Consider the following 25,223-nt stretch of genomic DNA (forward strand, 5'->3'; position numbering starts at 1 on the left):
CAGGATTTCGCTATGACCCTCATAGGCGGACGACGCCGGGCGGCCCCCTCGCCACCCCGCGCCCAGGTGTTCCGCGCGTCGGTGATCGGGGAGCCTTCGGCTCGCCGGCCACACGACCATGACCCGCGACGGCGTCTCTATCGGACATCATGAATGACGGGCTTGTGATCCCTTCGCCCGTCGGATTGGGTGAAGCGCATGCCCCTGGAGGTCGTGGTCGCCGGCCTGTTCGCCGTCGTGTCAGGGATGAACGACGGCGGCGCGCTGCTGGCCACCGGGCTCAAGCTCCCCGCCGTCCGGCCCGCCGTCGGCGTCCTCACCCTGGTCCTGCTGACCGGCGCGGTGCCGCTGGTGTCCCAGCACGTGGCGCAGACCTTCGCCACCCGGCTCGCCTCCTTCGAAGGCCCGGACGCCTCCCGCGCCATGATCGTCGCCGTGCTGTCGGCCATCGCGGTCGTCCTGGCACTCAGCCACTACGGGCAGCCCACCAGCCTGACCCTCGCCATCGTCGGCGGCCTCACCGGCGCCGGCCTCGGTGCCGGACTCCAGGTGTCGGCGGCTTCCGTGGCGCTCGTGCTCGCCGTCGGGATGCTGGCGCCCTTCGCCGGAGCGCTGGCCGGCTGGGTCGTGATCCGGCTGCTCGTCCTCCTGACCGACGCCCGGGGCCTACGCCGGTGGCACTGGGCGGGCTTCCTCCTGCAGTGCGTCGCCTACGCGGCCAACGACGGGCAGAAGATGCTGGCCGTCTTCCTGATCGCCCTGGGCACCTCGGGGCCGTCCGTCTCGTTCACCGCCGCGCTGCTGTTCGGCCTCGGGACCGTGTACGGCATGCCCAAGGCGGGCCGTACGCTCAGCCGGGAGATCATCGTGTCCCGGCCGTTGCACGGGGTGACGGCCGAACTGGCGTCCGGCGCGACGGTGATCGGGTGCGCGGCGGCCGGGATGCCGGTGAGCATGACCCAGGCCATCGCGGGCGGACTCATCGGCGCGGGCGTCGCCCAGGGCAGCGGCAGGGTGCGGTGGTACGCGGCCGTCAAGATCGTGCTCGCCTGGATCCTCACCTTGCCGGCGGCTGGACTGCTGGCGGCTCTGACGGCCCTCGCCCTGCGGGAGCTCGGATGAGGCGCGAAGAGAAGGCCGGCCAGGAACGGGCCCGCGCAACCGCACCGAAGGCACGAAGCCGGAGGATGGACGGCTGTGTCGTGGAACCGGGGCCGGGGCGCGCCCTGGGCATGCCATCAAGAAGCGGGCATCCGGCGAACCCCCGAAGAGACCGTGCCGCCCCCGCCCACCGGCAGGTCCGAGGCGGCGCCGTGGGCAAGCAACGGGCCCGGCGGTACCGGAAACCCGGCGGACTCCCGAGAACGACGCCCCGGACCGGGAAGACCGAGTATGGGAGTTCGTTCCGAATCGGAGCCGGTGGCGGGATGGAAGCCGGAGCCCCGGGACAGGGAGGCGGAGTCTGGAAGGGTGGGACATGGAGTCGGCGCCACGGACGCAGGGAGAGACCGACGCGGGACGACAGAGCCAGGACGACGAAGAGGCTCGAAGGCACAGCGGGCCTTCAGGACGAGGCATCGCCGCCAACGGTGTGTGGCGGTCCGGAGGCGTACGGATGAGTGCCGGTGAGGCCAGGGCCCGGGCGCAGGACGGCAGGCGCCCGACGAAACGGCTGAGCCGGATTCGCGACCTGCTGGCCGGGCGGATGGACGGTGCCCTCACCGACGCGCTCGCCGGACAGCTGGAGGCGACCAAGGAGGGCGCCTGGCTGGCCATGGCGATGATCAGCGGCGAGGTGGGCAGGACCGGCGCGCACGAGCAGATGCGGTCCATCGAACACTTCGGCGACACCGAACGCGCCCGCCTGGTCGAAGAGCTCAAGAACGCGCTGGTCACACCCATCGACAGGGAGGACCTGTTCCGGCTGTCCCGCTCCATCGACGACGTGCTGGACTCGTTGCGTGACTTCGTGCGGGAGTCGCACCTGTACCGGGTACCGGATCAGATCAGGTTCGCTCCGCTGCTCGACCAGGTGATCGTGGGTATCGAGGCGCTGGAGAGCGCGGTGCAGGACCTCGCGTCCCGGCCTTCGGCGGTGGTGCACGACGCGTTGGAGGCCAAGAAGGCGGGAGGCGCCGTCCGGCGGATGTACCAGTACGAGATCGCCCGGATCTTCTCGGGGGAGGTGACCGCCGACGCGATGAAGGAGCGGGAACTCGTCCGGCGCCTGGAGATCGTCGGCATGGCCATCGGCGACGCGGCCGACGCCATCGCCGACGGCGCCATGAAGCGCTGACCCCACGCAGATGCCTTCCCTGGCCGAAGGAGCCCGCATCCGGCCACGACGTGGGCCCCCACCCGGGCGAAGGCGCCCCATCCCCACCGCGTGGCCTACCTCTGGGCGAAGGCACCCCATCCCCGCCGCGCGGGCCCACCCCTGGGCGAAAGCACCCCATCCCCGCCGCGCGGGCCCATCCCTGGGCGAAGGAGCCGCCAGACGACGGTCTTCGTATGACCTACGCCGTTGAGAGCGGGCTCGTGCGAGCCGTACAGACGACCACGAACCGGAGGAGATCATGCAGCGGGAGATCCTCCGGTGCCACACCGCGCCCTCGTCGACCGCTGGGGACCGGACCGAAAAGCGCGCACCCGCTCGCAGGCCAGGGCACTGGCGGTCCGAATGCCGAGCAGGCGTGGCTGGCGCCGAATGACAAGCGGGCCTGGCTGGTCCTTATGGTGGCCGAGCGAACCCCAGGGAATGAGTGCCGCGCATCCTCCCAGGCACGCACGTTCCTAAGGCCTCCCGCGGCTCCTCCCAGGGCGGCTGGTAGCGCCGCGGTCTGGACCTGCTGGGACGTCTCGGACGCCGTCCCCGATAATGCAGGGATGATCGACAACGAGATGCCGCGCCCGTTACTGCGTCGCCCCGAGGACGGCGAGCTGATCGACGTGGCGGGAGTGGCCCACTTCTTCCGGCTGACGGGCGAGCACACCGGCGGCCGCTTCGCGTTCGAGGAGTTCACCCTGGCGGGGGGCGTGGTCGGGGCCCGCCCGCACGTGCATCACGGTCACGACGAGTACTTCTACGTCCTGCGCGGCGACCTGACCCTGCACCACGGCGACGGTGAGGTGACAGTCGGCCCCGGCCACCTGCTCGCCGCCGCACGCGGCACCCCGCACGGCTTCCGCAACGCTGGGACGGAGCCGGTCCAGGCCCTGTGCCTCTACACGCCGGCCGGGTATGAGGGCTACTTCCGCGAGGTGCACGAGGCCGTGGCGGCCGGCGCGGAGGTGACCGACGAGCTTCTGGCGGAGTTCCGCGCTCGCCACCGCACCAGCTCGTTCTAGCGGACGCCAAGCGCCCAGCCGGGACAACCGGCTCAGCCGGGACAACCCGTGCGGCCTGCCCGAGCCGTCGGGTGGCCGGAGCGGGCTGTGCAGGTCCGGGGACGATGGCGCCCCCGCCTCGAGCGGACACGGTGACCGGCATCGCCAGCCGTGCCGCTCTCGTCGGCGGGCGGGCCGCGGCGCCGGCGGCCGGTTCAGAGATTCGCTGTGGCGCCGACGGCCGATTCACCCGTCCACCGCGACACCGACAGCCGATCCGAAGGTCCACCGCGACACAGGCAGCCGATTCAAACGTTCGCCGGGGAGCCAGCGGCCGGTTCGAAGGCCCACCGCGACACAGGCAACCGATTCAACGTTCGCCGGGGAACCAGCGGCCGGTTCGAAGGTCCACCGCGGCGCCGGCGGGCGGTTCAGAGGTCCAGGGTGTCGGCGAGCCGGGTGAGTTGCCGCATGCCGTCGGCCATGTCGAAGCCGCCTGCCGTCAGCGGTTGCAGGGCGATGTGGTCGGCACCGGCGTCCAGGTGGGCCCGGACGCGCTCGGCGACCGCCTGCTCGTCGCCCCAGGCCACGATCGCGTCCGCCAGGCGGTCGCTGCCGCCGTCGGCGAAGTCGGCGTCGGTGTAGCCGAGATCGCGCAGGTTGTTCACGTAGTTGGGCAGGGCGAGGTAGTAGGCCATGTGCTCGCGCGCCGCCTGGCGGGCCTTCGCCGGGTCGGGCTCCAGGATGACGGCGAGCTCCGGCACCAGCAACCGTTCCTTGCCGAGGATCGCGCGGGCGCGGGCGGTGTGCTCGGGCGGGACGAAGTAGGTGTGCGCGCCGTCCGCCCTGTCCCGTGACAGCTCCAGCATCCTGGGCCGCAGCGCCGCCAGCAGCCGGGGGGCGTCACCGCCCGACACCATGCCCGCGGCCGCCGCGTCCATGCCGTCGAGGTAGGCGCGCATCGCCGTGAGGGGCTTGTCGTAGGAGTGGCCCCGCCCGGTGACGAGGCCGCCGTGGCTGACGCCGATGCCGAGCACGAACCTGCCCGGGTAGGCCTCACCGAGCGTGGCACGCCCGGCCGCCATCGCGGTGGCGTCGCGGGCCCAGATGTTGGCGATGCCGGTGCCGACCGCGATCCGCGTGGTCGCGGCGAGCAGCAGGGCGGCGCTCGCGAACGGCTCCCTGCTCGTGGAGTTCTCGTTGACCCAGAGGGTGGAGTAGCCGAGTTCCTCCAGCTCGGCGGCCGCCTCGCGGACGACCGGCGCAGGCGTCCTGCCGAACAGGGGGTACCACACGCCGATCCGACCGTTGTCCATCACTGTCGTGACCTCTCGGGTAGGCTGTTCGATCGAGATGGAACGTTACACGAGTGTTCGACAGCCGTCGAACAGAGGACGCCAGCTGACCCACGGCTCCCCCATGGAGGCCTCGTTGCAGGCGGCGCTCGACGCGCTGTCCGACCCGATCAGGCGGTCCATCGTGCGCGAGCTGGCGGAGGTGCCCGACTGGTCGCTGGCCTGCGGCACGTTCAAGGAGCTGCCGGTCGCCAAGTCGACCCTGAGCCACCACTTCACGGTGCTGCGCAACGTCGGCCTGCTCGAACAGCGCGACGAGGGGGCCAGGCGGCTCAACCGGCTGCGGCGCGAGGAGTTCGACACCCGCTTCCCCGGCCTGCTCGCCCTGGTCCTGTCCGAGCACTGACCGCTTTCCTGACTCCCCTCCCTGGCCCACCCGACCCCGTCCCGCCCGAACGCTGACCCCCTCCCCGGCCCGCCTGCCCGAACACTGACCACCTTCCCGACCCGCCCGACCCGGCCCCACCCGAACGCCCACCACCTCCCCGGCCCACCACCTCCCCGGCCCACCCGACCCGGTCCCGCCCGAACGCCGACCACCTTTCCGACCCCCACCCCCTTCGAGCGCAAACCGGCAGGCGCAGATGAGGCCGATGAAGACGCGGCCGACGAAAAGCGACTGGCGAAGACGGGGGCGGCGAAGGCGAGACCCACGGAGACACGGCCGGCAGAGAACGAGACCGGCGCCAACGAGATCGGCGGAGACAAGGCCGATGAAGGAGCGAGCTCTCGATGCCACGTCGCCGGGAGACGCGAAGTCCTGCTGGAGTAGCGTGATCGACGGATGGTCACCGGTGACCACGGTGGCCTGTTGCGGGCGTGCCGTACGAGAGCGAGCGTGCCATGCAAGAGCGGGCGGGCCACACAACAGCGGGCGGGCCGCACAAGAGCGAGCGGGCCGCACAACAGCGGGCGGGCCGCACAAGAGCAAGCGGGCCGCACAACAGCGGGCGGGCCGCACAAGAGGACGACGATCACGGGCAAGAGGACGACGAACGCGGGGGCGCGGTGAGCAGTGATCGGCCGGCGGCGCGGGTGGTGTGTCTCGATCGGGACGGCAGGGTGCTGCTGATGAACTGGTACGACCGGGTCAGCGGCGAGGCGATCTGGGAGCCTCCCGGAGGGGGGCTCGACCCTGGCGAGACGCCGCTGGAGGCGGCCAGACGCGAGCTGGCCGAGGAGACGGGCCTGCCGGGTGGCGCGGTTCAGGACAGGTGGGTCGCGGTGGATCGGGACTTCACGTGGCTGGGCGTTCGGTACGTGAAGGTCGAGCCGTTCTTCGTCGCCCGTTTCGACGAGGCGCGTCCCGGGGTGCGGCCGGGTGAGCTCACGGAGGAGGAGAGCGAGGCCTTCCTCGGCCACGGCTGGTTCAGCGCCGAGGAGCTGCGCTCACTGCCGGGTCGGCTCGACCCGCCGGAGCTGCCCGAGGTGATCAGGAGACTGAGCTGGTGACGTAGGCGGCGACCTGGTCGGCGTCGTGGAAGTCGGCGGTGCGCCCGTCGTCGTGTTCGACGTGGAACCCGCCGTCCACACTGATCTTCAGCGGGCCCGCGATGAGCACGGGCCCGCCGTGTTCAGGCGGGTCGTACCTGTTCTGGAGGAGCGTCAGCCGGAGGTGTCTGACCAGGAGAGCGCGCCTGCCGGCCTCGGCGAGCCGGTCCTGCACCCATCCCAGCTGCTGGATCTGTTCTTCTTCCACCCGTTGGGTGTAGATGGCACCCATAAGCACCACACATCCTTAGATCGGGGAGATTCCGCGGTCCGTGACCCCAGCCTGCATTCAAGTGACTACTCTAGGTATGGATTCCGGTCGCACACCTGGGGTGTGTGAACGCCGGCCCGCTTTTGTAGAACCTCTGTAGAACCGGAGCCCCCGATGCCTGCTGCACGCGAGCTCGATCCGAGCTCCAGCCCGCTGGCGTTCTTCGGCTCGGAGCTGAGGGAGTTCCGCACGCGTGCGGGCCTCTCCCAGGAGCAGTTGGCCGAGCGGTTGAGCTATTCGCTGTCCCTGGTCTGCGCGATCGAGCTGGCCAGGCGCACGCCGTCCCGTGACTTCGCCGAGCGCGCCGACGCGGTGCTCGAGACCGGCGGGTCGCTGCTGAGACTGTGGCCTCTGGTACGGCAGGCGGCCTACCCCGCCTGGTTCCGTCCGTGGCTGGAGATCGAGCAGACGGCGCGCACGTTGCAGACGTGGCAGCCGTTGCTGATCCCCGGCCTGCTGCAGACGGAGGACTACGCGCGGGAGATCTTCCGCAGGGAGCCCGCCGCCACGGCGGAGCAGGCGGAGGAGGCGGTGTCGGCCCGCATGACCAGGCAGGCGGTCCTGCACCGGCCCGATCCGCCGATGTACTGGGTGGTGCTGGACGAGTGGGTGGTCCGCAGGCCGGTCGGCTCGGCGGCGACGATGCGCGGGCAGGTGCGCGCGCTGCTGGAGTCGGCCGAGTTGCCCAACGTCACCGTGCAGGTCGTCCCTGTCGACGCCCAGGCGGTGCCGGGGTTGACCGGTGCCTTCGTCATCGCGAAGGTTCCCGGCGAGCCGGATCTCGTCTATCTGGAATCGGCGGGCGAGGGGTATGTCACCGATCGTCCCGTGGACGTCGAGTCCATCGCCCGCAGATATGACGTGATCAGGTCACTCGCCTTACCGGTTCACGCAAGTCTAAATTTGCTGTCGAAAGTGGAGGAGAGCATATGAATGACCTCACATGGCGTAAGGCCCGCCGTAGCGGTGGCAATGGCGGGGACTGCGTCGAAGTAGCCGTCCTCGACACGCCCGGGGACGGCGCCGCTCACAAGCCCGACCAGGACAGGCTCTTCGTCCTGCGTGACTCCAAGGACCCCGACGGACCGAGACTGTTCTTCACCGAGGCCGAGTGGGAGGCTTTCCGGCTCGGCATGAAGGACGGCGAATTCGACGACCTGGCCTGATCCGGCGCCTGGTCCCTACCGCACACCCGGGCTCGCGGAGGCGTGCCGCGTGCCCGGCTCAGATCACTTCTGGCCGATCCCAGGGTGATCCGACCTGAGAACCCCTTGCTCGCCGCCTCGAGCGCAGGCTCGGCGGGCGTGTCGGGCCACGGCCGCGCGAGCGCGCCGGGTGGCCGACGCCCGCCTCCGCCGCCATGACGCCCGCCGGCCCGCGGAGCGGAGCCCCCGAGGCACGCGGGCCCACCGGGCGCAGCCGCCGCGGCCCGCGGACCCACCGAGCGGGCACAGGCACACCGGCCCGCCGAGCGGAGCCCCCGGCACACCGGCCCGCCGAGCGGGCACAGGCACGCGGCCGTTACGCGTCGCACCCGCCCGGAGCGGCCCGCCTCATCCCCTGCTCCCGCGCGCCGGCAGCGACCTGGCGGGCAGCGCGCGGGGAGCCATGGCGGGCAGCGGCGTGTCCCGGGGCGGCAGCTGCCGCGCCGGCAGCGACCTCGCGGGCAGCGAGCGGGCAGGCAGGGAGCGAGCAGGCAGGGCCGGTCGCTCAGGCATCAGGCTCACGCGATCACCTCGTTGTGCGCGGTCGACATCAGGGCGCGCAGCAGCGGACCGCAGGCCCGCTCGTGCTCCGCCTCCACCGGCAGCCCTTGGGCCACCCTGGCATGGTAGAGCTCGCGTTCGAGCTCGTCGGTGTAGAGCTGCGCGGTCAGGCCGACGACCACGGTCACTCCGGTGCCGCCGCGCGGGATGACGGCGACGGCGTGGGTGCGCAGCCAGCTCTCGTCGGCTCCGCCGTACCAGCCGCACTTGACGGCCGCGTCGGGTACGGCCAGCGCCTCCCGCACGCCGAACGCCTGCCGCCCGGGCACCTCCCGCATCCACGACAGCACCTCGGCGGCCACGGGGTCGCCGGCGAGGGCGGCCTGGGCGAGGGCGGTGTAGGCGGTGGCGACCTCGGCGGCGGCGACCTCGACCGAGCCGAAGCGGGACGGGTCGCCGTTGCCCTGGGTCCAGGCCGCTCCCGTGCGCCGGTGGATCTCGGACAGGATCACCGCGGGCCCGACGGCCAGCCAGAGCGCCCTGGTGTCGCTGTTGGAGGAGGTGACGACGGCGGGCTCGGCGTGGGCGCGCCAGAACCCCTGGTCGGTGACGTGTGCCGCGGCGGCCCAGCAGTACAGGGGTTTGAGCAGCGAGGCGCAGCGGAGCCGTTCGAGGCCGTGGGTGAGCGTGATGGTGCGCGAGGGCACCGTGGCGGCGGGCCCGCTCACTCCCCTGGTGATCGCGGCGGCCTGTGCGCTCGCGCCCGGGCGCAGGTCACGCAGGGCCGCGGCGAAGCTCGTGCTCATCGGCCGATGTTACAACGGCCGTCCCTGTGACACGGCCGCCTCCGGGGCCACCTGGATCCGCGCCCGCGCGGGTGCCGGCAAGCGCCCCCGAGTGGCCCCGAGTGGCCCCGAGTGGCCCCGAGGCCGAGGGGGTCAGCCGGACAGGGATCGGTCCGCCGGGCCGTCGTAGTGGTCGGGGCCCTGCATCGACAGGTCCAGCGGCTGCACCATGGGCGAGTTGGCCGAGGCGCGCCAGCCCTTCTCGCGCGTCGTCTCCTCGATGGAGTGCGCGCAGAGCGACAGCGACCTGCACACGATGAACAGCGCCTTCAGCTGGAGCGGCTCGTAGCCCATGTCCAGACCGATGCATCCCATCGCGCCGGGTCCGTTGATCCAGATCCGCCGGCCGAAGACGTCCTCGGTGGCGTCCTCCATCGCGCGGGCGATCGCGACGTACCTGCCGGTGACGCCCAGGGAGTCCGACAGCTCCATGAGCCTGGCGGTGCGCGGGTCGCGGATGTGCTGGGCGTGGTGGAAGCCGGGCATCCGCTCGCGCCGTTCCCGCATCTCGGCGACGATCTTGGCGGCGGCCTCGCGGTCGCTCAGCCCGTCCTGCTCGGCTCTGGCCGCCACGCCGAGGAACATCTCGGCAGGACGGTCGGCGGTGCCGTGCAGGCGGCCGATGCCGGCGACGCCTGCGGCGACCGCGGCGTTGAGCTCGGCGCCGCCCGCGGTGGCGAACCGGACGGTGGCGGAGGAGGGCGACATGGCGTGCTCGGCCATGTTGACCATGATCGCCTCGGTCATCCTGCCGACCTCGGGCGTGGGCAGCTCGCCCTTCAGCACCAGGTGGAAGTGCTCACCGAAGGAGATGGCGCCGGTCAGCTCGTTGACGTCGTAGCCGCGGATGACGATGCGGTCCTTGTTCTTCCATGCGATGGCCGTCTCCCAGGCGAACGGCTTCTTCATCGGGCGATCCTTTCGGGAAAGTACACGCACGCCGGGTCGATCTCCTCGCGCAGCAGGCGAAGCTCCTCGGGGTCCGGCGGCAGGACGGTCTCCAGCGCGTCGGCGAACGCGGGCGCGAAACCCGTGTTGTCCAGGACGGCCTGCCGGGTGGCGCCCGGCATGAGCGCGGTGACGGTGAGGGCGCAGTCCTCGGCCTCCATGACGCACAGGTCGGTGACGACCTTCACGCGCAGCGGCCCGAGTCCCGCCTTGGCCCGTTCGCCGGGCCCGCCGAGGAAGCCGGGGCTGGTGACGTAGCCGCAGCGGGCGGGGAATCGGCGCCGCTCGTGGTCGGTGAGGACGACCACCTGCGAGCAGTGACTGGCGATGTCGTTGGCGCCGCCGCTGCCGGGCAGGCGTTTGCCCGCGACGGTGGTGGAGTTGATGTTGGCGTACTGGTCGATCTCGGCGCCGCCGAGGAACCCGGTGCGCACGAGCCCGCGCTGCACGAGCCCGCCGAGCGCCTCGAACAGCGAGCCGTGGCGGGCGGCGCCGTGCATGAGCCTGGGGTCGACGACCGAGACGGGGGTGGGCACGACCTTGGGGAACACCACGCCCGATTCGATCACCAGCTTGGCGCCGGGGGCGTGGGTCCGCTGCGCGAGCGTGGCGGCCAGCAGCGGGAGCCCGGTGCCGACGATCACGAGGTCGCCGTCGCGGATCTGCCGCGCTCCCTCGGCGACGAGCAGTTCTCTGGGAAGGACGGTCACACCAGGCTCCTCATCCGGTCGGCCAGTGCCCCGCGGAGCCTTCCGTCGGCGTCCCTGGTGGCGAGGTACTCCTCGAAGGAGGCGCCGAGGTTGTCCGCGATCCACTCGCGCAGCGCCTCGTCACCGGCACGGCCGAGGCCCTGGTACTCCTTGATCTCCGCTTCGGCGAAGTCGTAGGCGCGGTAGACGGAGGTGGGGAAGGCGCCGAAGGGCTGCTCGACGACCGCCGTCACGTACGCCTCGGGGATCGTCACCTGCTCGGGGCGGTCGGAGAAGGACCCCGCGGGCAGCACCTGCTCGGCGGAGACGATCGTGACCCGGGCCGCGCGCACCATGTCGACCTCGTGCGAGGTCACCCCTTCGATCACGACGTTCCCCGCCGTGTCGGCCCGGTTGGCGTGGATGAGCGCCACGTCGGGGGCCAGCGCCCTGACCAGCACCAGCGGCCGGCCGCCGAACGGGTCCACCGACTCGACGGCGACGCCCGCGGCGACCATGTCGGCCAGCAGGTCGGTGCCGAGCAGGCTTCTGGTCGGCAGGTACGGCAGGCCGAGCGCCGCCGCGGCGAACCTGCTGGCCATGGCCAGGTGGGAGTAGTCGCCCACCGTCACCTCGCCGCGCTCGACCGCCCGCCGCCAGGCGAACAGCGTGCCGTATCGCTCCAGGTTGCCGGTGCCCTGCTCGGTGCGCACCACGAGCCGGGCGGCCACCAGCATGTCCAGCGGGAGCGACAGGTTGCAGCCCACGACGGTCAGGCCGCCGACGCGCTGCCTGATGATCTCGTGGACCAGGGCCATGGGGCAGCGGTTGATGTTCTGGCCGCCCATCCCGACGGTGGCGCCGGAGGTCACGAACCGCCCGACCGCCTCGGCGGCGGTCAGTAGCTTATGCACGCCGACCGCCACTCGGTGTAGAAGTCCCAGACCTGCGGCGAGCACTCGGGCGGGCCGAACTGCGACAGCTTGGCTCCCATGTGCGGCAGGTGCGCGTAGGCGCCCACACCGGGCCTGTTGACGTGGAGCATGCCGGCCTCGAAGCGCTCGAGGGCCTCGAAGATGGTGGCCGGGTCCTGGGTGAAGATCGTGCCGCTCATGCCGTACTTCACCGAGTTGGAGATGCGCATGGCGTCGTCGAAGCCGTTGCAGTCGATCACCGAGAGCACCGGGCCGAAGATCTCCTCCTGGGCGATCTGGCTGTCCCACGGCACGTCGCGCAGCACGGTGGGCTGGACGAACCAGCCGTTGCCGGGGGCGCGCCCGCCGCCGGTGGCCACCTTGGCGCCCGCCTCCTGGGCGGTCTTGATCGCCTCCAGGCAGGCGTGCATGCGCGCCTCGTTGACGACGGGTCCGACGGCGGCCGTCTCGTCGGCGCCGGCTCCGACGCGCAGCGCGCCGACCTGCTCGACCAGCCGCTCGAGGAACTCCTCCTTCACCGCGACGTCCACGACGACCCTGGAGGTGGCGCTGCAGCGCTGCCCCGACTGGCCGAACGCGCCGAACACCGTGGCCTTGACCGCCTTGTCCAGGTCGGCGTCCTTCAGCACGAGGACCGCGTTCTTGCCGCCGAGCTCCAGCTGGGTGCGCAGCAGGCGGGGCGCGCCGGCCTGGTGGATGGCCAGGCCCACGGGCAGCGATCCGGTGAAGCTGATGCCGGCCACGCCCTCGTGCGCGACCAGCGCCTCGCCCGCGGCGATGTCCCCCTGGACCAGGTTCAGCACGCCCGCGGGCACCCCGGCGTCGGCGAAGACCTCGGTGAGCAGGGCTGCGGTGAGCGGCGTGAACGGCGAGGGCTTGAAGACCGCGGCGCATCCGGCGAGGAGCGCGGGCGCGATCTTCCACATCGGGATGGCCAGCGGGAAGTTCCACGGCGTGATGAGCCCGACGACGCCGATCGGCGCGCGGAAGGTGTAGGAGAACGTGCGCGGCTCCTCGGCGGGCAGCGTCTCGCCCTTGAGCCTGCGCCCCTCCCCGGCGGTGAAGTCGAGGATGGCCAGCGCGCGCCTGACCTCGCCGCGCGCCTCCTTCAGCAGCTTGCCCTGCTCGCGGGTGATCGCCTGGGCGAAGTCCTCGGCCCTGTCCTCCAGCAGGCGCTCGGCGGCCCGCAGGTGTTCGGCGCGCCTGATCGGACCAAGCGCCTTCCACGCGGGCATCGCCGCGGTGGCGGCCTCGACCGCCAGCTCCACGTCCGCCCCGCCAGACTCGGCGAAGTCGCCGAGCTGGTCGGAGAGGTCGCCGGGGTTGAGGTTCGGCCGGGTCTGCCCGCTCTCGGGGGCACGCCATTCGCCTCCGATGTGGTTGAGCAGGTATCGACTCCCCATCGGGTTCCTTTCATCTCTCTCAGTCTTCTTCTCGTACGGCAAAGCCTCACGTCCCCCCACGATTCGGACAAGTGGGATAAAACCGATGCCCCTCATAGAGAGGCGTTATACGGCTCGCCCTATGGCGCCGATAGACAAATGCGCATTGGCCATCCCGAATCACTGCACTAGACATTCGAGAAAGCCCGGCCTTGTAGGAGTTCACCCCGAATTCACCCGGGGGCCGACGCCGAGATACCCGACGAAGGCCATCATTCGGTGCGAAAAGTGCTGAGAAGGGTGGAAATCATGACTAATCTCCGTTCGGGAGTGGTGGCGGTCGCGTCCGCGCTGGCGCTGACCGCGTGCGGGTCCGGCTCGGGCGACTACGACTGGCAGGCTGCACCGGACACCAGCAAGATCGCCGAGCAGGGCAAGGACCTGCCGACCTACGGCCTGGCCCCCGACTGGGCCAACTACGGCGAGGTGGTCAAGGCCTTCTGCGCCAAGCACAACGGCACCTGCGCGCACAAGGACACCGACATGTCCTCGTCGGAGGAGATCGTCAAGTTCGACGCGGAGAAGGACAACCCGGTGGGCACTGCCAGCGACATCGGCCTGATGTGGGGCCCGATCGCCGAGGCCAAGGGTGTCGTACCCGAGTACCTGCCGCCCTCGGCGGGCAAGCTCAAGGACTGGCAGAAGGGCAGGGGCGGCTGGGTGGCGACGTTCGTGGGCGCGCCCGCGTTCGTCGTCAACACCGACAAGGTGACCAACCCGCCGCGGAGCTGGGCCGACCTGCTCAAGCCCGAGTACAAGGGCCAGGTGGCCATCAAGAACCCGACCTCGTCGGGCACCGGGCAGGCCATGGTCGTGGCCGCCGCGATCGCCAACGGCGGCTCGGTGGACAACCTGGCACCCGCCTACGACTACTTCAGGAAGCTCACCGACGCCGGCAACATCAGCGCGGTCAAGATGAGCGAGGAGACCCTGGAGAAGGGCGAGGCGCCGATCCAGATCAACTACGACTTCAACGGCCTGGCCCAGCAGGCGGCGCTGAAGGCGAAGAACGTCGACGTCGAGGTGATCATCCCGAGCGACGGCTCGGTCTGGTCGCCGTCCGGGCTCATGATCAACAAGTACAACACCGGCAAGGGCGACTTCCTCAAGGCCTTCCTCGACTACGTGCTGTCCGACGAGGCGCAGACCATGTTCGCCAAGTTCGGCGCGCGGCCCGTCCGGGTGCTCAACGGTGATCTCCCGCTGCCCGCCGACGCGAAGGCCAACTGGCTGCCCGAGTCGGCCTACGCCCCCGTCAAGGAGATCGAGATCACCCAGGTGAATCCCGAAAGCATCGTCGCCGACTGGGAGTCGAAGGTCCTCGCGTGACTGTGGGACAAGACGTTACTGCGGGAAACGTGACTGCGGAGCAAGACGTGACTGCAGGCCCACATGTGACCGCGGGGCAAGACGCGACTGCGGGGCAGGAAACATCCGCCGCGGTGACAACATTGCCCACCCCAGGTGAGGAATCTTCCCCCACGCGTCTCGGGGGAAGATTCTCCACCCGCGAATTTCTCCCGCAATGGGGTCCCGCGCTGCCCCTGCTGGCTTTCACGTTCGCGCTGCTCGTGCTGCCCGCGCTGCGCCTGGTCCACGACACCTTCGCGCTGCGCGGCGGCGGCTACGGACTCGACAACATCGTCAAGGTGATCGAGAGCCCCCTGGACCTGCGGGCCATCGGCGGCTCGCTGGCGCTCGGGTTCGTCCAGGCGACGCTGGCCACCGCGCTCGGCGCCCCGGCCGCGTGGCTGATCACCAGGATGCGGCTGGGCGGCAAGGCGTTCTGGCTCTCGCTCATGAACGTGGCCTCGAACTTCGCCGGGATCGGGCTGGCGTTCGGCTTCGTGGCGCTGATCGGCGCCACCGGGATGCTCACGCTGCTGCTCGGGATCTCCTTCCCCTCGGTCGGCTCCTTCAGCGGGATGAACATCGTCTACCTGTACTTCAACATCCCGATGTTCGTGCTGCTCACCCTGCCCGCGCTGAGCGTGCTGAAGGACGACTGGCAGGAGGCCGCCGAGGTCTGCCACGCCACCCGATGGCAGTTCTGGCGCCACGTCGGCCTCCCCGTGCTCGCGCCGTTCGTGACCGCGGGGTGGCTGCTGATCTTCACCTGGACGATCGGCGTCTACGCCGTGGCCTACGCGCTGGCCGCCTCGCCCGGATCGCAGAAGCTGATCACCCTGCAGATCGGCACCACGCTGGAGTCGTCGGTGTTCGGCTTCGAACGGGCCGCGGTGCTGTCGGTGCTGCTCATGGTGCTGGCCGTCGGCGCCACCGCCCTGTACCGGCTGTCGCTGCGACGCGCTGCGAGGTGGCTGTGACCCGCCGGATCTTCCTGACGCTGCTCGGTGCCTACTTCGCGCTGCCGCTGCTGGCCGCGCTACTCTACTCTCTGGCCACCCGCTGGACCGACACCCCTCTGCCCGACGGCTACACGCTCGCCCACTGGGCCAAGCTCTTCACCAGGGCCGAGGTCGCCGGGGCGCTCGGCCGGTCGTTGTTGCTTTCGGCGGTCGTCGTGGCCGTCGACATCCTGCTGGTGGTGCCGGCGGCGTACTGGTCGGTGGTGCGCAACCCACGCATCGGCGCGGTCATCCAGACGATCGCGGTGATCCCCTTCGCGATCCCCTGGGTGGTGGTCGGCGCGGGCATCCAGCTCGTCACCGCCTCCGTCGCGCCCCAGCTGTTCCACACCTTCTGGCTGCTGGCCGCCGCGACGGCGGCGATCTCCTTCCCCTTCATGTACTGGGCGGTGGAGAGCGCGCTGCTGGCGGCCGGAGCCGTCGAGCTGAGCGAGGCGGCGGCCACCTGCGGGGCGAGCCCTGCGCAGACGCTCGCCAGAGTCGTCCTGCCCGCCGTCAGGGGTGGGGTGGTCTCCGGATCGCTTCTGGTCGTGGCCACCGCCATGAACGAGTTCGCGCTCGCCAAGATCCTCGTCGGGGTGAGCTACGAGACGCTGCCGCTGTGGTCGGCGCGCCAGTTCGTCTCGCGCACGCTCAGCGACCCCAACGCCCTGGCCGTCGTCACCGTCTTCACCTTCGGCTTCCTGTTCGCCCTGTCGGCTCTGGTCGTCCGGCTGGGCAGGGGCCGCGTCACCACCATCGGAAGGACCCTGCGTTGAGTCACGTCGTGCTCGAGGGCATCACCAAGCGCTATGCGGGACACACCGCGCTGAACGGCGTGAGCGTCAGCGTCGAGCAGGGCGAGCTGCTGGCGCTGCTCGGGCCGTCCGGGTGCGGCAAGACGACGCTGCTGCGCTGTGTGGCCGGGCTGACCACCTTCGACGGCGGCCGGCTGCGGATCGGCGGCACGGACATGACCGGCGTGCCCGCCCGCAAGCGGCCCATCGGGATGGTCTTCCAGTCCTACGCGCTGTTCCCCAACCTCACCGTGCGGGGCAACATCGCCTTCCCGCTGACCGTGCGGAAGGAGCGGAACGTCCAGCATCGGGTGGAGGAGATGCTGGAGCTGGTCGGCCTCACCGAGCAGGGCGACCGGCTGCCCAACCAGCTGTCGGGCGGCCAGCAGCAGCGCGTCGCGCTGGCCCGCGCCCTGTCGCCACGCCCCCAGGTGCTGCTGCTCGACGAGCCGCTGTCGGCGCTGGACGCGCAGGTACGCCACCGGCTGCGCGACGAGGTGCGACGCATCCAGCACCAGGTCGGGATCACCACCGTCTTCGTCACCCACGACCAGGCCGAGGCGCTGGCCATCTCCGACCGGGTCGCGGTGATGAACCACGGCGAGATCGAGCAGTGCGCGCCGCCCGCCGAGATCTACAGCTCACCCTCGACGAGGTTCGCCGCGGGCTTCGTCGGCAACAGGAACGCGCTGGAGCTGGACGCGGTGAACGGCAAGGTCTTCGACGTCCCCGCCCCCTCCTCCCGCGTGCTGTGCATGTTCCGCCCCGAGGACGTGTCGCTGGCGGCCGAGGGGACGCCGGCGACGGTCGACGTCAGCGTCTTCCTCGGCGCCACCACGCGGCTCTACCTGCGGGCCGAGGTCCACGGGCAGCCGGTGACGGTCTTCGCCGACCTGCCCTCGCGCGCCGCCGCGGCCATCGCGCCGGGGGACGAGGTGCGTTTCAGGGTCGACCCCGACCACGTGCAGGTCTTCCCCCAGACCGCTCAGAACCCGTAGCGCGTCCACACCACCGCGAGACCCGACAGGGGCAGCGCCGCGACGGCGAGCCAGCCCGCCACCCGCCAACGCCTGGCCAGGCCCGGCGAGGAGAGCACGGCGGCCACCGTACCGGCGGCCGTGAAGGCGAGACCGGCGCGCAGCGCCTCCACCACCGGGGACGGCGAGGACGGCACCGCCTCGCCGAAGCCCCTGATGGCCAGCAGCACCGCCGCCGCCGTCAGGGCCACCCGGCGGGCAGGGGCCACGGCGGCGCGGGTGAGCAGCGGCACCGCCGCGGCCAGCGCCACGATCGTCACCACCAGGTAGGCGCCGAGCGTCGGATACAGGCACGGCCAGTCGCCGCAGCGGGTGGCGGTCCTGGTGGCGCTGATGCCCACCCACCACAGCGCCCCGAGACTCCCGTAGATCGCCGCGACCCGCCCCAAGAGCCTCCCCATGCTCCTATTGTGTGCGATCAGCGGTCCGGTCGAACGCCCCCGCAGGTGAATCGGTCACTCCCGCCCCATGGCCCGCAGCGCCATGGCCCGGTTGGCGTAGAGGTCGGGGTGCGGGTCCAGCTCGATCGCCCGGTCCAGGTCGGCGACCGCGCCCTCCAGGTCGCCGCGCTCGTAGCGCAGCGCACCCCTGCCCGCCCAGGCCGCAGCCAGGCCGGGCGCGGCGGCCAGAGCGGCCTCCAGCGCCCGCGCCGCCTCCTCGTGGCGCCCCGCCGTGGTCTCCAGTTGGCCCAGCACCGTCAGCAGGTGCGGGTTCCCCGGCGCGGCCGCCAGCCCCGCCCGGACGTCGGCCATCGCCTCGATGTCCCGTCCGAGACCCGCCAGCAGGCCCGCGCGGTTGATGAAGGCGTCGACGTAGCGGGGATCCAGCTCCATGACATGCGCCAGGTCGGCCAGCGCCGCCTCCTCCTCGCCGAGCGCGACCCGCACCTCGGCCCTGTTGTAGTACGCCTCGGGCAGCGGCGGGCTCAGCGCGATCGCGCTGTCGTAGTCGGCCAGCGCCTCGGCGTGGCGGCCGAGCGAGAACCACAGGTTGCCGCGATCGAGGTAGTAGTCGGGAAAGGCCGGGTCGATGGCGATCGCGGCGGCGTAGTCCTCCAGCGCCTCCTTGGTGTGGCCGAGCACCGCCATGAGCTGCGCCCTGTTGGCCAGCAGCACCATCCGGTGCACGGGGTGACGATCCGGCGGCAGTTCGCGCGCCGCCAGCTCGATGGCCGACTCCACCAGCTCGAGCGCGCTCTCGGGGCGCCCTTCGCGCAGCTCGATCAGCGCCAGCCCGTTACGGTCGAAGCCCAGCTTGAAGGCCCGGTCGGGCACCAGGGTGGAGATCGCGACGGCCTGGTTGATCCAGCCCCTGGCCCTGCCCAGGTCGCGCCGCGCCGGGTCGGGGTGGCGGGCGTCGAGCATCGCGGTGCCGTACGCCGCGGCGGCGTGCATGGCGGGATCCTGGCTGCTCCTGCGCACCCGCTCCCAGATGTCCCTGGCCTCCTCCTGGCGGCCGAGACCGCCGAGCGCGGTGGCCGTCCGCTGCGCGAATCGCCACCAGGGAGGGCCGCCCGGCTCGGTCATGGCCATCCCCCGCCGGCCCAGCTCGACGACCGCGTGCAGGAAGCCTTCGCGGACGCAGTGGTCGACCAGCTCCCAGAGCTCGGCGGTGCTCCTGCCGTCCTCGGCGGGCGCGGGCCCCTCGTCGTGGAGCTCCAGGCGCAGGCGCGCTGCCGGGATGCGGCGGGCCATCACCTCCAGCAGCTCGACGTCGGTCGGGTCGGCCTCCGCGACGTTGTGGACCACCAGCGCGCTTCCGGCGGGCACCGCAGCCGCGACGAACTCGGCCAGCCCGTTGGCCAGGCGTAACGTACGGCGGGGCGCGGGCACCAGGATGCGCTCGTCGTCGGGCAGGTCCGCGTCGATGGTGACCCGCCTGGCGGGCACCAGCGGGCGCAGCGCCGGGACCGCCGCCCTGATCTCGATGTCGTGGGCGGACACGAGATCAGGGGAACGTTCCAATGCGCCCGGTACCAGCCGGGTGAGCAGTGCCGCAGCCACGGTGTAGGGGCCGTGGGTTCGCCGGTGCGCGTCGATCGGCGGCATCAGCAGCGGCGTCGACTCCCCGCTGGACGGAGGCGCATCACGTCGGGTCACCCCTTGTGGATGACGGAGGCGGTGCCGGTGAGCCGGGCGGTACCCGGTTTCCGGACGACGATCCTCTTCATGCGTCCTCCCCTGTTCGGTAAAGACACATGTAGTTGAGATGTCGACAAACTTCAAGACCTATAAGGAAGCAGTCTGATTTACCGCACAACACCGATATCTGGTGCCTCTTCGACCTCAGCTTCCCTGGCGGGGGCGGGCCGCAATGCGCACAAACACCGTCCGCTGAGCGGAAATGTCAGGCATCCCGCTTCCGCCGGCGACTCCTGCCGGGCCCTGACGATCCCGGTCGCGTGCTCGATCAACCGCTCGATGCCGGGCTCGCCGCCGCCCTTGCGGGCCAGCGAGCACCAGGGCCCCGCGTCCGGGTCGCGCTCGGCAGCCCTGATCCAGCACTCCCTGACCTGATCGAGGTTGACGGGGGCCGCCGGCCGGGCGGGCTCCGGTTCCGGGGCGCGCAGCGACGCCAGCGCCTCCGCCGCCTGCTTGGCCGCCCTGAGCAGGCTCTCGTCGACCTCCGGCGCCTGCGGCACCCGCGCGGGCGGATCGCCCACCACGACGGGCTCCCCCTTCGACGGTATGGCCAGCAGCATCGCCGCCGCCATGAACGGGCCGCCCACCATCACGCTCAGCCCGACCGGCTCGTCGCACAGCAGCGCGATGACCGCCACCCACAGCGGCTGCGACGACAGCAGGATGGCGCTCGGCACCGCGTGCAGATGGCGCTGGCCGAAGGAACGTGCCAGGAAGCCGAGCGCGCACGACACGATCGCCAGGTGGGCGAGCTTGAGCCAGCCGTACGGCCCCGGCGGCGCCTCCAGCCCGTCGGGAACGGCCGCCGCCCCGTTGAGCAGCCCGATCGTGAGCAGCTGGATGACCGTGATGGCGTAGGCGTTGTAGTTGGACCTGGAGAAGTTGGCGAGCACGAGAGTGTGACAGGCGTACAGCGCGGCCGCGCACAGCGTGAGACCCAGCGCCACCGGGGCGAACCGCACCCCGTCGCCCTTCATCACCGCGAAGATCGTCACCCCGACGAGGGCGAGCGCCACGCCGTACCAGATGCGCCGCGGCACCCTGACGCGGAAGAGGACCAGCGCGAGCACCGGCGTCATCACGACGTTGCAGCCGACGGCGAATCCCGACACCGCCGAGGAGAGGTCGTTCAGCGCGAAGGCCTGCATGGTCTGGCCGACCCCGAACATGACCCCCAGCACGATCCCCCGCGACCAGGTGCCCTTCGCCAGGCGGGCCAGGCACCTGGGCCTGATGAGCCACAGCACGACGGCGGCGATCGTGTAGCGCTCCGCGAGAAGGTCTGTCACCGACATGTGCAAGGGCTCGTCGATGAGGCTCTTCATCAGCGGGAAGGCCGACCCCCAAGCGGCGCTGACGAACAACAGAAGCACGGCTCCCAGGAGGGGTCGGGGAGCGGGCACCACTGCCATGCAGTGCAGCATCTCATCACGGTTCACGCGCGCAGACCCGTCGGCGGAGGCCAGAGGGGCTGCACTTACACGCAGGCGGAAGACCATACCTCGCGGGCTCCGCAATACTCCCCCGAGCGAATACGGCAAAATTCGCATTCACCTCAGACCCTTCCGCATCACCCGCCTCGTTTCGAGTCGGTCCCGAACGTTCATGACCGCCCGCAGGAGGGTCGGCGAGCACTCGGACGGGGCTCGCCTCCCCCGTCGCCTCCCGCCCGCCACCGCCCCGGCGCATCGCCTTCCCCGGCCCCCTGCGCCCCCAGCCGGTCGTCGCGGCCGACCGACCGTCATCCCCGGCCACCCATCCCCGGCCGGTCGTCGCGGTCGGCCGATCGCCCCCCTCGACCCCCGCCTCTCCCCGCCGGTGGTCTTCGTCAGCCCCCTGTCCCCCGGCCGGTCGTCTTCGCCAGCCGACCGCCTCCCCAGCCCGCCGTTTCTCTTCGCCAGCCGCTTTCCCCGCCCGCCATCTCCCCCAGCCGGTCGCCTTGGTCAGCCAACCGCCTCCCCCAGCGCGCCCTTTCTCTCCGCCAGCCGCTTTCCCCGCCCGCCATCTCTCCCCCAGCCGGTCGACCTTCCGGCCACCCGTCTCGATCGGCCGGACAGCTTCATCGACCGGTCACGCCATCCCGTCATCCGCCGTCCCGGTCCGCTCCCCTGGCCGCCTCACCCCAGCCGGCCGCCTCACCCCAGCCGGCCGCCTCTCCCCACGGGCCGTCGTCGCCGGCTGGGCGCCTCCCTGCCTGTGGGCTCTCCAGGCCGCGTATCCATGGCCGGTCGTCTCTCCGCTGCCCACGCGTCTTTCCGGGCCATGGAGCCGGCGACAAAGCGCGGGGGGCTTGGGCGAGCTCGGCCGGCCTGGGTCGGTGAGGGTGGACCGGCCGTTGGAGCGCTGCGCCACTCCACCCGAGCACGGCGGTTTCGATCCACTCCGGCCACACGTCCCCGGTCACCGGCTCGCTCGGAACGCCGGCCGCCGGCTCGGCCCGGGTACCGGCCTGCTCGTGGCCGGTCCGGCTCGCCCGGCCCTGGCGTCCTGATTCCGGCCCGCCAGTGGCCACCCGGCCCGCTCGGGCTGCCCATGTCCGGGATCCGGCTCTCGTAGCCCGGCCCGGCTCGCTCCCGCTGTCCGTGTCAGGGTTCCGGCTCTCTCGGGAGCGGCGGATCGGGCCGCCTTCGGGCTCCTGGTCATCGGACAGGGCCGGGTCGCGGCTTGTGGCCGCCGGATCGGGGCGGGTTTCCGGCTACTCGGGAGCGTCGGATGGGGCCGGGCTCAGGCTTGTGGCCATGCGGCCCTGATCCGGTTTCCGCCGGGGTCTCAAGCGCCGCCGGCCACCTCGGCAGGCGGCGTGGAGGGGTACGGCGAGCCGCCCACGCCACCCGGCCCCATGACGTCAGGCGACGGGCCGGGCGCCGCCGTTCACGGGGCCAGGACGGGCGCGAGGCTCTTCTCGCCGTAGATCACGATGTGCTCGCCCACCTGCCGCCTGGACAGTTCCGTCCAGCCCTGCCGTTCGTAGAGGGCGAGAGCCGCTCCCTGGCTCATGGTGGTGTCACCCCGCAGCCTGGAGAAGCCGAGCATCAGCGCCCGCTCCTCCAGCTCCGCCAGCATCCTCGCCCCGAACCCGCGCCGCTGGTGGTCGGGGTGCACACGCAGCCTGCACACCTCCACGGTGTCCTCGCCGAGCGGGCGCAGGCCGCCCATCGCGACGACGCGGCCGTCGACCTCGCCGACGAGGAACTCCCCTCCGCACCCCAGGTAGACCTGGTGGATGCGGGGGAAGTCGTCGTCGTAGTAGACCCCGTCGCCCGGGACGATGCCGACCTGGGCCAAGCACACCTGGTGCAGGGAGTAGATCGCGTCGAGGTCGGACCAGCGGTATCGCCGGATGACCAGAGTCATGCCCTGTTTCCCCCGATTCCCATGAGCTCGTAGAACTCCTGGAGGGCCGGGAGGTCCTTGCCTCCGTTGGCCTCCACGGACCTGGCGAACTCGACGGCGGGCCGGAGGATGAAGTCGGTGCGGTACTCGGGCTTGAGCTGGCGTGCCGCGTCGATGGCGACCTCCAGCGCCTCGTCGATGTCGCCTTCGATGAGTCGGCACTGCGCCCGGTCGAGCCTGATCAGCGTCTGGTCGAGGATGTGGTCGGAGTATTTCTCCAGCGCCTGTTCCAGCACCATGTCGGCCTCGATCGTCTGCCCCAGCTTGGTGAGCACGTCGCCCTGGTAGAAGTAGAGCTGGCGCTCGGTGTAGCCGAAGGCGATGTCCTCCTGCTCGTGGGCCTTCATGTGGGTGAAGGCGTTGCGCGCCTTCTGCAGGGCGCGCTTGGCCTGGTCGACCACTTCCTTCTTGCCGTTGTTGCCGGCCAGCAGCGCGAGCGCGCGGGCCTCGACGACCGGAGCCATGGCCTGTGCGACGCAGGGGGTGGCCCCGGCCAGGTCGCGGCTCTTCTTGGCGAGGTTGAGCGCCTCGCGGGCGTCGCCGTAGTAGAGCGGCACCAGCGACTCGCGGGCGGTGATCCACGCGCGCAGCGCGCGGTCGCCCGTCTCGTCGGCGGCGGTGCGTCCGGTGCGGAAGAAGGCCCTGGCCAGCCTGTGGTCGCCGATGTTGATCATGATCATGCCGCTCAGCCCGGACAGTTGGGCGGCCATCCTGCACAGTCGCTCGGCCAGATCCGTCGGCTGGCGGCGCGACATGGCGGCGCGCACCGCGCTCAGCTCCAGCAGCACGTCGCACAGCAGCCGCAGCGGCGGTGTGCTGGTGTACTGCCGGCCGAAGCTGAGCGTTGCCTCCTCCCACTGGTCGAGCATCGCCGGCGAGACCGTGGCCATCACCAGCGTCTCGTCCATGCGCCGCCGGATGCCCTCCACGGCGCCCAGGATCTCGGCCGGTAGCTCGCCGATGGGGCCGGTGCTCGCCTTGTCCAGAAGGTTTAACAACGTCCTGCGCAGGACGTTCTCGTCTTCCTCCGCGGAGCCGCCGCCCGCCGTGCCGCCGCCGTCCCGGCTGAGCCACAGGTCGCGCGGCCTGGAGGGAAGCTCGGCCCTGTCGTCGTCGGCGCTGCCGGTGCTGCGCAGGCCCGGCATGCGGTGACCGTGACCGCAGATGCACGGGCCGTCGTAGCCGAGAGAGATCGGCTCGACGCGGTAGACGGTGCACAGGTAGTGCAGATACTCGGGGCCGGGCCGTTTCAGGCCGCTCTCGTAGGCCGACAGCAGCGTCTCGCCGATGCCCGGCGCCGGCTTCTGGTCACGCTCGAACAGCGCGCGCACCTGTTCGATGACGTCGGCCAGCGCGATGCCATGGGCCAGGCGGTGCCCCTTGATCCTCGTCGTGCCGAACTGGGGACCACAGGTCTCATGGATCTCCTCGGCGATCTGAGCGCACGAGCGGCCGGTGGCCAGACCCTTCGCCCGGATCCGCCTGGCGATCTCCGTTTCCCTGTGCTGCCTGCCGGACATCCCGGCCCCTCTCTCTGAGCCGCAAGGCACCTGTACTGACGCAGAGTAGCGGGAGGGATGCACTCTGCCTCAAGAAAACTATGAACCATTAGTGACAGGAAGAAAATGGTCCCTTGAAGGTTACGGATAAGGATCGTCCTCCAGAGGACTGTTTCTTCCAACCCACGAGGGTCAAGGGCACTCCCGGAGGGGGGTACGGGCTCGTTGACCCCTCCCATGGTCATGAGTCATCTTTCTCTCACCAGCAACGATTCGGTCAGAGGGAGGCTGAGAGGGTGGGCGACGACTTCGGGCACCTGGAGCGTTTGGTTTCCGAGCTCGATGCTCGCGGATTGCTCGCGAGGATGGTTCGGACGCACTCCGGACGCCTCTTCGTCAGGGTGATCAACCCGAACGCGACAAGTCTGGCCGAGAACGTCACCTGCCAGCCCTCCACTGGCGTGCCCGACTGGTACTACTGCTGGTCCTGGGGCGAACCCATGCACCAGGCCGACGATCCCGCGGGCGCGGCGACCAAGGTCGCGCGCGTGCTCGCCGCGGTAGGGGAGTGACCATGGCGGTGATCCGGGTGGGGCGCAGCCACCACGGCTCACCGTCCCGACCGCGGCCCCACGGGGCCGGCGGGGTGTCCGGTGCGGAGAGTCCGCCCTTCGCGGCGGCTCTGGGCACCCCGCCGGTACCCGTGCACCTCCACCTGCGCGCGGGCGTGCGCCCGCACCACGATCTCGTACGGCACAGCGGCTCCCCCGAGGCGTGCCGTACGCGGAGAAGCGTCCTTCGGGTCCACCCGCGGGACGGTCGGGGGATCCCTCCCGGAAACGGTCGGGACATGCTTCCGGGTGCGTGTCCCCTCCGAGTCGTCCGTCACCGGTTCGCCAGGCCCCGCCCCCCGCGGCCCCGGGGCCCGGCGCACCCGTCTTCCCCGGCGTGATGTGACGGCGACCGGCTCGACCGGCAGTATCTTTTGGGGCGTAGTTG

25 protein-coding genes are annotated in these 25,223 nt (G+C 71.2%); 12 read left to right on the forward strand and 13 right to left on the reverse strand.

Features of this window, described 5'->3' with window-relative positions:
* The first annotated feature begins 198 nt into the window (after positions 1-198).
* The 3 genes from ABZX22_RS29825 (at position 199) to ABZX22_RS29835 (ending at position 3,348) form a co-directional block, all read left to right on the forward strand.
* Complete coding sequence (locus tag ABZX22_RS29825) at positions 199-1,122, forward strand: inorganic phosphate transporter (protein WP_354914949.1); 924 nt, start codon at positions 199-201, stop codon at positions 1,120-1,122.
* A 493-nt stretch (positions 1,123-1,615) separates the two neighbouring features.
* Positions 1,616-2,296, forward strand: coding sequence for a DUF47 family protein (locus ABZX22_RS29830; RefSeq protein WP_354914952.1), 681 nt, complete (start codon positions 1,616-1,618; stop codon positions 2,294-2,296).
* 590 nt (positions 2,297-2,886) lie between these two features.
* Positions 2,887-3,348 (forward strand): cupin domain-containing protein, encoded by a 462-nt coding sequence (locus ABZX22_RS29835; protein WP_354914955.1) that lies wholly within the window; start codon positions 2,887-2,889, stop codon positions 3,346-3,348.
* A gap of 410 nt (positions 3,349-3,758) precedes the next feature.
* On the opposite strand, the gene ABZX22_RS29840 is transcribed toward ABZX22_RS29835, so the two are convergent.
* A complete protein-coding gene (locus tag ABZX22_RS29840) occupies positions 3,759-4,643 on the reverse strand; it encodes a TIGR03620 family F420-dependent LLM class oxidoreductase (RefSeq protein WP_354914958.1) in 885 nt (294 codons plus the stop codon).
* Positions 4,644-4,746: 103 nt separating this feature from the next.
* Between ABZX22_RS29840 and ABZX22_RS29845 the strand changes: the two genes are divergently transcribed.
* On the forward strand, positions 4,747-5,028 hold the full coding sequence (locus tag ABZX22_RS29845; RefSeq protein WP_354914961.1) for a helix-turn-helix domain-containing protein: 282 nt from the start codon (positions 4,747-4,749) through the stop codon (positions 5,026-5,028).
* 662 nt (positions 5,029-5,690) lie between these two features.
* On the forward strand, positions 5,691-6,134 hold the full coding sequence (locus tag ABZX22_RS29850) for an NUDIX domain-containing protein (RefSeq protein ID WP_354914964.1): 444 nt from the start codon (positions 5,691-5,693) through the stop codon (positions 6,132-6,134).
* Here ABZX22_RS29850 and ABZX22_RS29855 read toward each other — a convergent pair.
* The gene (locus ABZX22_RS29855; protein WP_354914966.1) at positions 6,115-6,405 is read right to left on the reverse strand and encodes a hypothetical protein; all 291 of its coding nucleotides are present in this window, start codon (positions 6,403-6,405) and stop codon (positions 6,115-6,117) included. The two genes, ABZX22_RS29850 and ABZX22_RS29855, sit on opposite strands and share 20 nt — an antisense overlap.
* Before the next feature lie 153 nt (positions 6,406-6,558).
* Here ABZX22_RS29855 and ABZX22_RS29860 point away from each other — a divergent pair, with 153 nt between their 5' ends.
* Entirely contained in the window at positions 6,559-7,377 is an 819-nt protein-coding gene (locus tag ABZX22_RS29860) for a helix-turn-helix transcriptional regulator (RefSeq protein ID WP_354914969.1), read from the forward strand.
* The gene (locus ABZX22_RS29865; RefSeq protein ID WP_354914972.1) at positions 7,374-7,610 is read left to right on the forward strand and encodes a DUF397 domain-containing protein; all 237 of its coding nucleotides are present in this window, start codon (positions 7,374-7,376) and stop codon (positions 7,608-7,610) included. Before ABZX22_RS29860 ends, ABZX22_RS29865 begins: the two co-directional genes overlap by 4 nt.
* A 387-nt stretch (positions 7,611-7,997) precedes the next feature.
* Here ABZX22_RS29865 and ABZX22_RS29870 read toward each other — a convergent pair whose 3' ends face one another.
* From ABZX22_RS29870 to ABZX22_RS29895, 6 genes are all read right to left on the reverse strand, one after another.
* Positions 7,998-8,171 (reverse strand): hypothetical protein, encoded by a 174-nt coding sequence (locus ABZX22_RS29870; RefSeq protein WP_354914975.1) that lies wholly within the window; start codon positions 8,169-8,171, stop codon positions 7,998-8,000.
* A complete protein-coding gene (locus tag ABZX22_RS29875) occupies positions 8,168-8,956 on the reverse strand; it encodes a hypothetical protein (RefSeq protein WP_354914978.1) in 789 nt (262 codons plus the stop codon). The genes ABZX22_RS29870 and ABZX22_RS29875 overlap by 4 nt, the downstream gene beginning before the upstream one ends.
* 132 nt (positions 8,957-9,088) lie before the next feature.
* Positions 9,089-9,904, reverse strand: a complete 816-nt coding sequence (locus tag ABZX22_RS29880) for a citrate/2-methylcitrate synthase (RefSeq protein ID WP_354914981.1) — start codon at positions 9,902-9,904, stop codon at positions 9,089-9,091.
* On the reverse strand, positions 9,901-10,653 hold the full coding sequence (locus ABZX22_RS29885; protein ID WP_354914984.1) for a CoA-transferase: 753 nt from the start codon (positions 10,651-10,653) through the stop codon (positions 9,901-9,903). The genes ABZX22_RS29880 and ABZX22_RS29885 overlap by 4 nt, the downstream gene beginning before the upstream one ends.
* Positions 10,650-11,546 (reverse strand): CoA-transferase, encoded by an 897-nt coding sequence (locus tag ABZX22_RS29890; RefSeq protein WP_354914987.1) that lies wholly within the window; start codon positions 11,544-11,546, stop codon positions 10,650-10,652. The genes ABZX22_RS29885 and ABZX22_RS29890 overlap by 4 nt, the downstream gene beginning before the upstream one ends.
* Positions 11,531-12,970 (reverse strand): aldehyde dehydrogenase family protein, encoded by a 1,440-nt coding sequence (locus ABZX22_RS29895; RefSeq protein ID WP_354914990.1) that lies wholly within the window; start codon positions 12,968-12,970, stop codon positions 11,531-11,533. The genes ABZX22_RS29890 and ABZX22_RS29895 overlap by 16 nt, the downstream gene beginning before the upstream one ends.
* Positions 12,971-13,258: 288 nt before the next feature.
* Between ABZX22_RS29895 and ABZX22_RS29900 the strand changes: the two genes are divergently transcribed.
* The 4 genes from ABZX22_RS29900 to ABZX22_RS29915 all read left to right on the forward strand — a co-directional run bounded on the left by ABZX22_RS29900 (position 13,259) and on the right by ABZX22_RS29915 (position 17,152).
* Positions 13,259-14,338 (forward strand): extracellular solute-binding protein, encoded by a 1,080-nt coding sequence (locus ABZX22_RS29900; RefSeq protein WP_354914993.1) that lies wholly within the window; start codon positions 13,259-13,261, stop codon positions 14,336-14,338.
* Between the two features lie 113 nt (positions 14,339-14,451).
* A complete protein-coding gene (locus ABZX22_RS29905; protein WP_354914996.1) occupies positions 14,452-15,336 on the forward strand; it encodes an ABC transporter permease subunit in 885 nt (294 codons plus the stop codon).
* Complete coding sequence (locus tag ABZX22_RS29910) at positions 15,333-16,136, forward strand: ABC transporter permease subunit (protein WP_354914999.1); 804 nt, start codon at positions 15,333-15,335, stop codon at positions 16,134-16,136. Before ABZX22_RS29905 ends, ABZX22_RS29910 begins: the two co-directional genes overlap by 4 nt.
* Entirely contained in the window at positions 16,133-17,152 is a 1,020-nt protein-coding gene (locus ABZX22_RS29915; RefSeq protein ID WP_354915002.1) for an ABC transporter ATP-binding protein, read from the forward strand. Before ABZX22_RS29910 ends, ABZX22_RS29915 begins: the two co-directional genes overlap by 4 nt.
* Here ABZX22_RS29915 and ABZX22_RS29920 read toward each other — a convergent pair.
* The 5 genes from ABZX22_RS29920 to ABZX22_RS29940 all read right to left on the reverse strand — a co-directional run bounded on the left by ABZX22_RS29920 (position 17,140) and on the right by ABZX22_RS29940 (position 24,245).
* A complete protein-coding gene (locus ABZX22_RS29920; protein ID WP_354915005.1) occupies positions 17,140-17,592 on the reverse strand; it encodes a hypothetical protein in 453 nt (150 codons plus the stop codon). The two genes, ABZX22_RS29915 and ABZX22_RS29920, sit on opposite strands and share 13 nt — an antisense overlap.
* A 54-nt stretch (positions 17,593-17,646) precedes the next feature.
* Complete coding sequence (locus tag ABZX22_RS29925; RefSeq protein WP_354915007.1) at positions 17,647-19,290, reverse strand: tetratricopeptide repeat protein; 1,644 nt, start codon at positions 19,288-19,290, stop codon at positions 17,647-17,649.
* Positions 19,291-19,439: 149 nt separating this feature from the next.
* Positions 19,440-20,705 (reverse strand): DMT family transporter, encoded by a 1,266-nt coding sequence (locus ABZX22_RS29930; protein WP_354915010.1) that lies wholly within the window; start codon positions 20,703-20,705, stop codon positions 19,440-19,442.
* A 1,498-nt stretch (positions 20,706-22,203) separates the two neighbouring features.
* Positions 22,204-22,686 (reverse strand): GNAT family N-acetyltransferase, encoded by a 483-nt coding sequence (locus ABZX22_RS29935; RefSeq protein WP_354915013.1) that lies wholly within the window; start codon positions 22,684-22,686, stop codon positions 22,204-22,206.
* Positions 22,683-24,245, reverse strand: a complete 1,563-nt coding sequence (locus ABZX22_RS29940) for an XRE family transcriptional regulator (protein ID WP_354915016.1) — start codon at positions 24,243-24,245, stop codon at positions 22,683-22,685. The genes ABZX22_RS29935 and ABZX22_RS29940 overlap by 4 nt, the downstream gene beginning before the upstream one ends.
* A 275-nt stretch (positions 24,246-24,520) precedes the next feature.
* On the opposite strand from ABZX22_RS29940, the gene ABZX22_RS29945 reads away from it, so the two are divergent.
* Complete coding sequence (locus tag ABZX22_RS29945; RefSeq protein WP_354915018.1) at positions 24,521-24,796, forward strand: hypothetical protein; 276 nt, start codon at positions 24,521-24,523, stop codon at positions 24,794-24,796.
* The last annotated feature ends 427 nt before the right edge of the window (positions 24,797-25,223 follow it).

The organism is Nonomuraea sp. NPDC003804, from assembly GCF_040610675.1.
Lineage (GTDB): Bacteria > Actinomycetota > Actinomycetes > Streptosporangiales > Streptosporangiaceae > Nonomuraea.

What these genes read in the sequence shown, in the direction of transcription:
- ABZX22_RS29895 (WP_354914990.1), bottom strand. Translation starts at nt 12,970, where the DNA reads ATGGGGAGTCGATACCTGCTCAACCACATCGGAGGCGAATGGCGTGCC.
- ABZX22_RS29920 (WP_354915005.1), bottom strand. Translation starts at nt 17,592, where the DNA reads ATGGGGAGGCTCTTGGGGCGGGTCGCGGCGATCTACGGGAGTCTCGGG.
- ABZX22_RS29830 (WP_354914952.1), top strand. Translation starts at nt 1,616, where the DNA reads ATGAGTGCCGGTGAGGCCAGGGCCCGGGCGCAGGACGGCAGGCGCCCG.
- ABZX22_RS29940 (WP_354915016.1), bottom strand. Translation starts at nt 24,245, where the DNA reads ATGTCCGGCAGGCAGCACAGGGAAACGGAGATCGCCAGGCGGATCCGG.
- ABZX22_RS29845 (WP_354914961.1), top strand. Translation starts at nt 4,747, where the DNA reads ATGGAGGCCTCGTTGCAGGCGGCGCTCGACGCGCTGTCCGACCCGATC.
- ABZX22_RS29865 (WP_354914972.1), top strand. Translation starts at nt 7,374, where the DNA reads ATGAATGACCTCACATGGCGTAAGGCCCGCCGTAGCGGTGGCAATGGC.
- ABZX22_RS29860 (WP_354914969.1), top strand. Translation starts at nt 6,559, where the DNA reads ATGCCTGCTGCACGCGAGCTCGATCCGAGCTCCAGCCCGCTGGCGTTC.
- ABZX22_RS29880 (WP_354914981.1), bottom strand. Translation starts at nt 9,904, where the DNA reads ATGAAGAAGCCGTTCGCCTGGGAGACGGCCATCGCATGGAAGAACAAG.
- ABZX22_RS29840 (WP_354914958.1), bottom strand. Translation starts at nt 4,643, where the DNA reads ATGGACAACGGTCGGATCGGCGTGTGGTACCCCCTGTTCGGCAGGACG.
- ABZX22_RS29835 (WP_354914955.1), top strand. Translation starts at nt 2,887, where the DNA reads ATGATCGACAACGAGATGCCGCGCCCGTTACTGCGTCGCCCCGAGGAC.
- ABZX22_RS29825 (WP_354914949.1), top strand. Translation starts at nt 199, where the DNA reads ATGCCCCTGGAGGTCGTGGTCGCCGGCCTGTTCGCCGTCGTGTCAGGG.
- ABZX22_RS29900 (WP_354914993.1), top strand. Translation starts at nt 13,259, where the DNA reads ATGACTAATCTCCGTTCGGGAGTGGTGGCGGTCGCGTCCGCGCTGGCG.
- ABZX22_RS29935 (WP_354915013.1), bottom strand. Translation starts at nt 22,686, where the DNA reads ATGACTCTGGTCATCCGGCGATACCGCTGGTCCGACCTCGACGCGATC.
- ABZX22_RS29875 (WP_354914978.1), bottom strand. Translation starts at nt 8,956, where the DNA reads ATGAGCACGAGCTTCGCCGCGGCCCTGCGTGACCTGCGCCCGGGCGCG.
- ABZX22_RS29855 (WP_354914966.1), bottom strand. Translation starts at nt 6,405, where the DNA reads ATGGGTGCCATCTACACCCAACGGGTGGAAGAAGAACAGATCCAGCAG.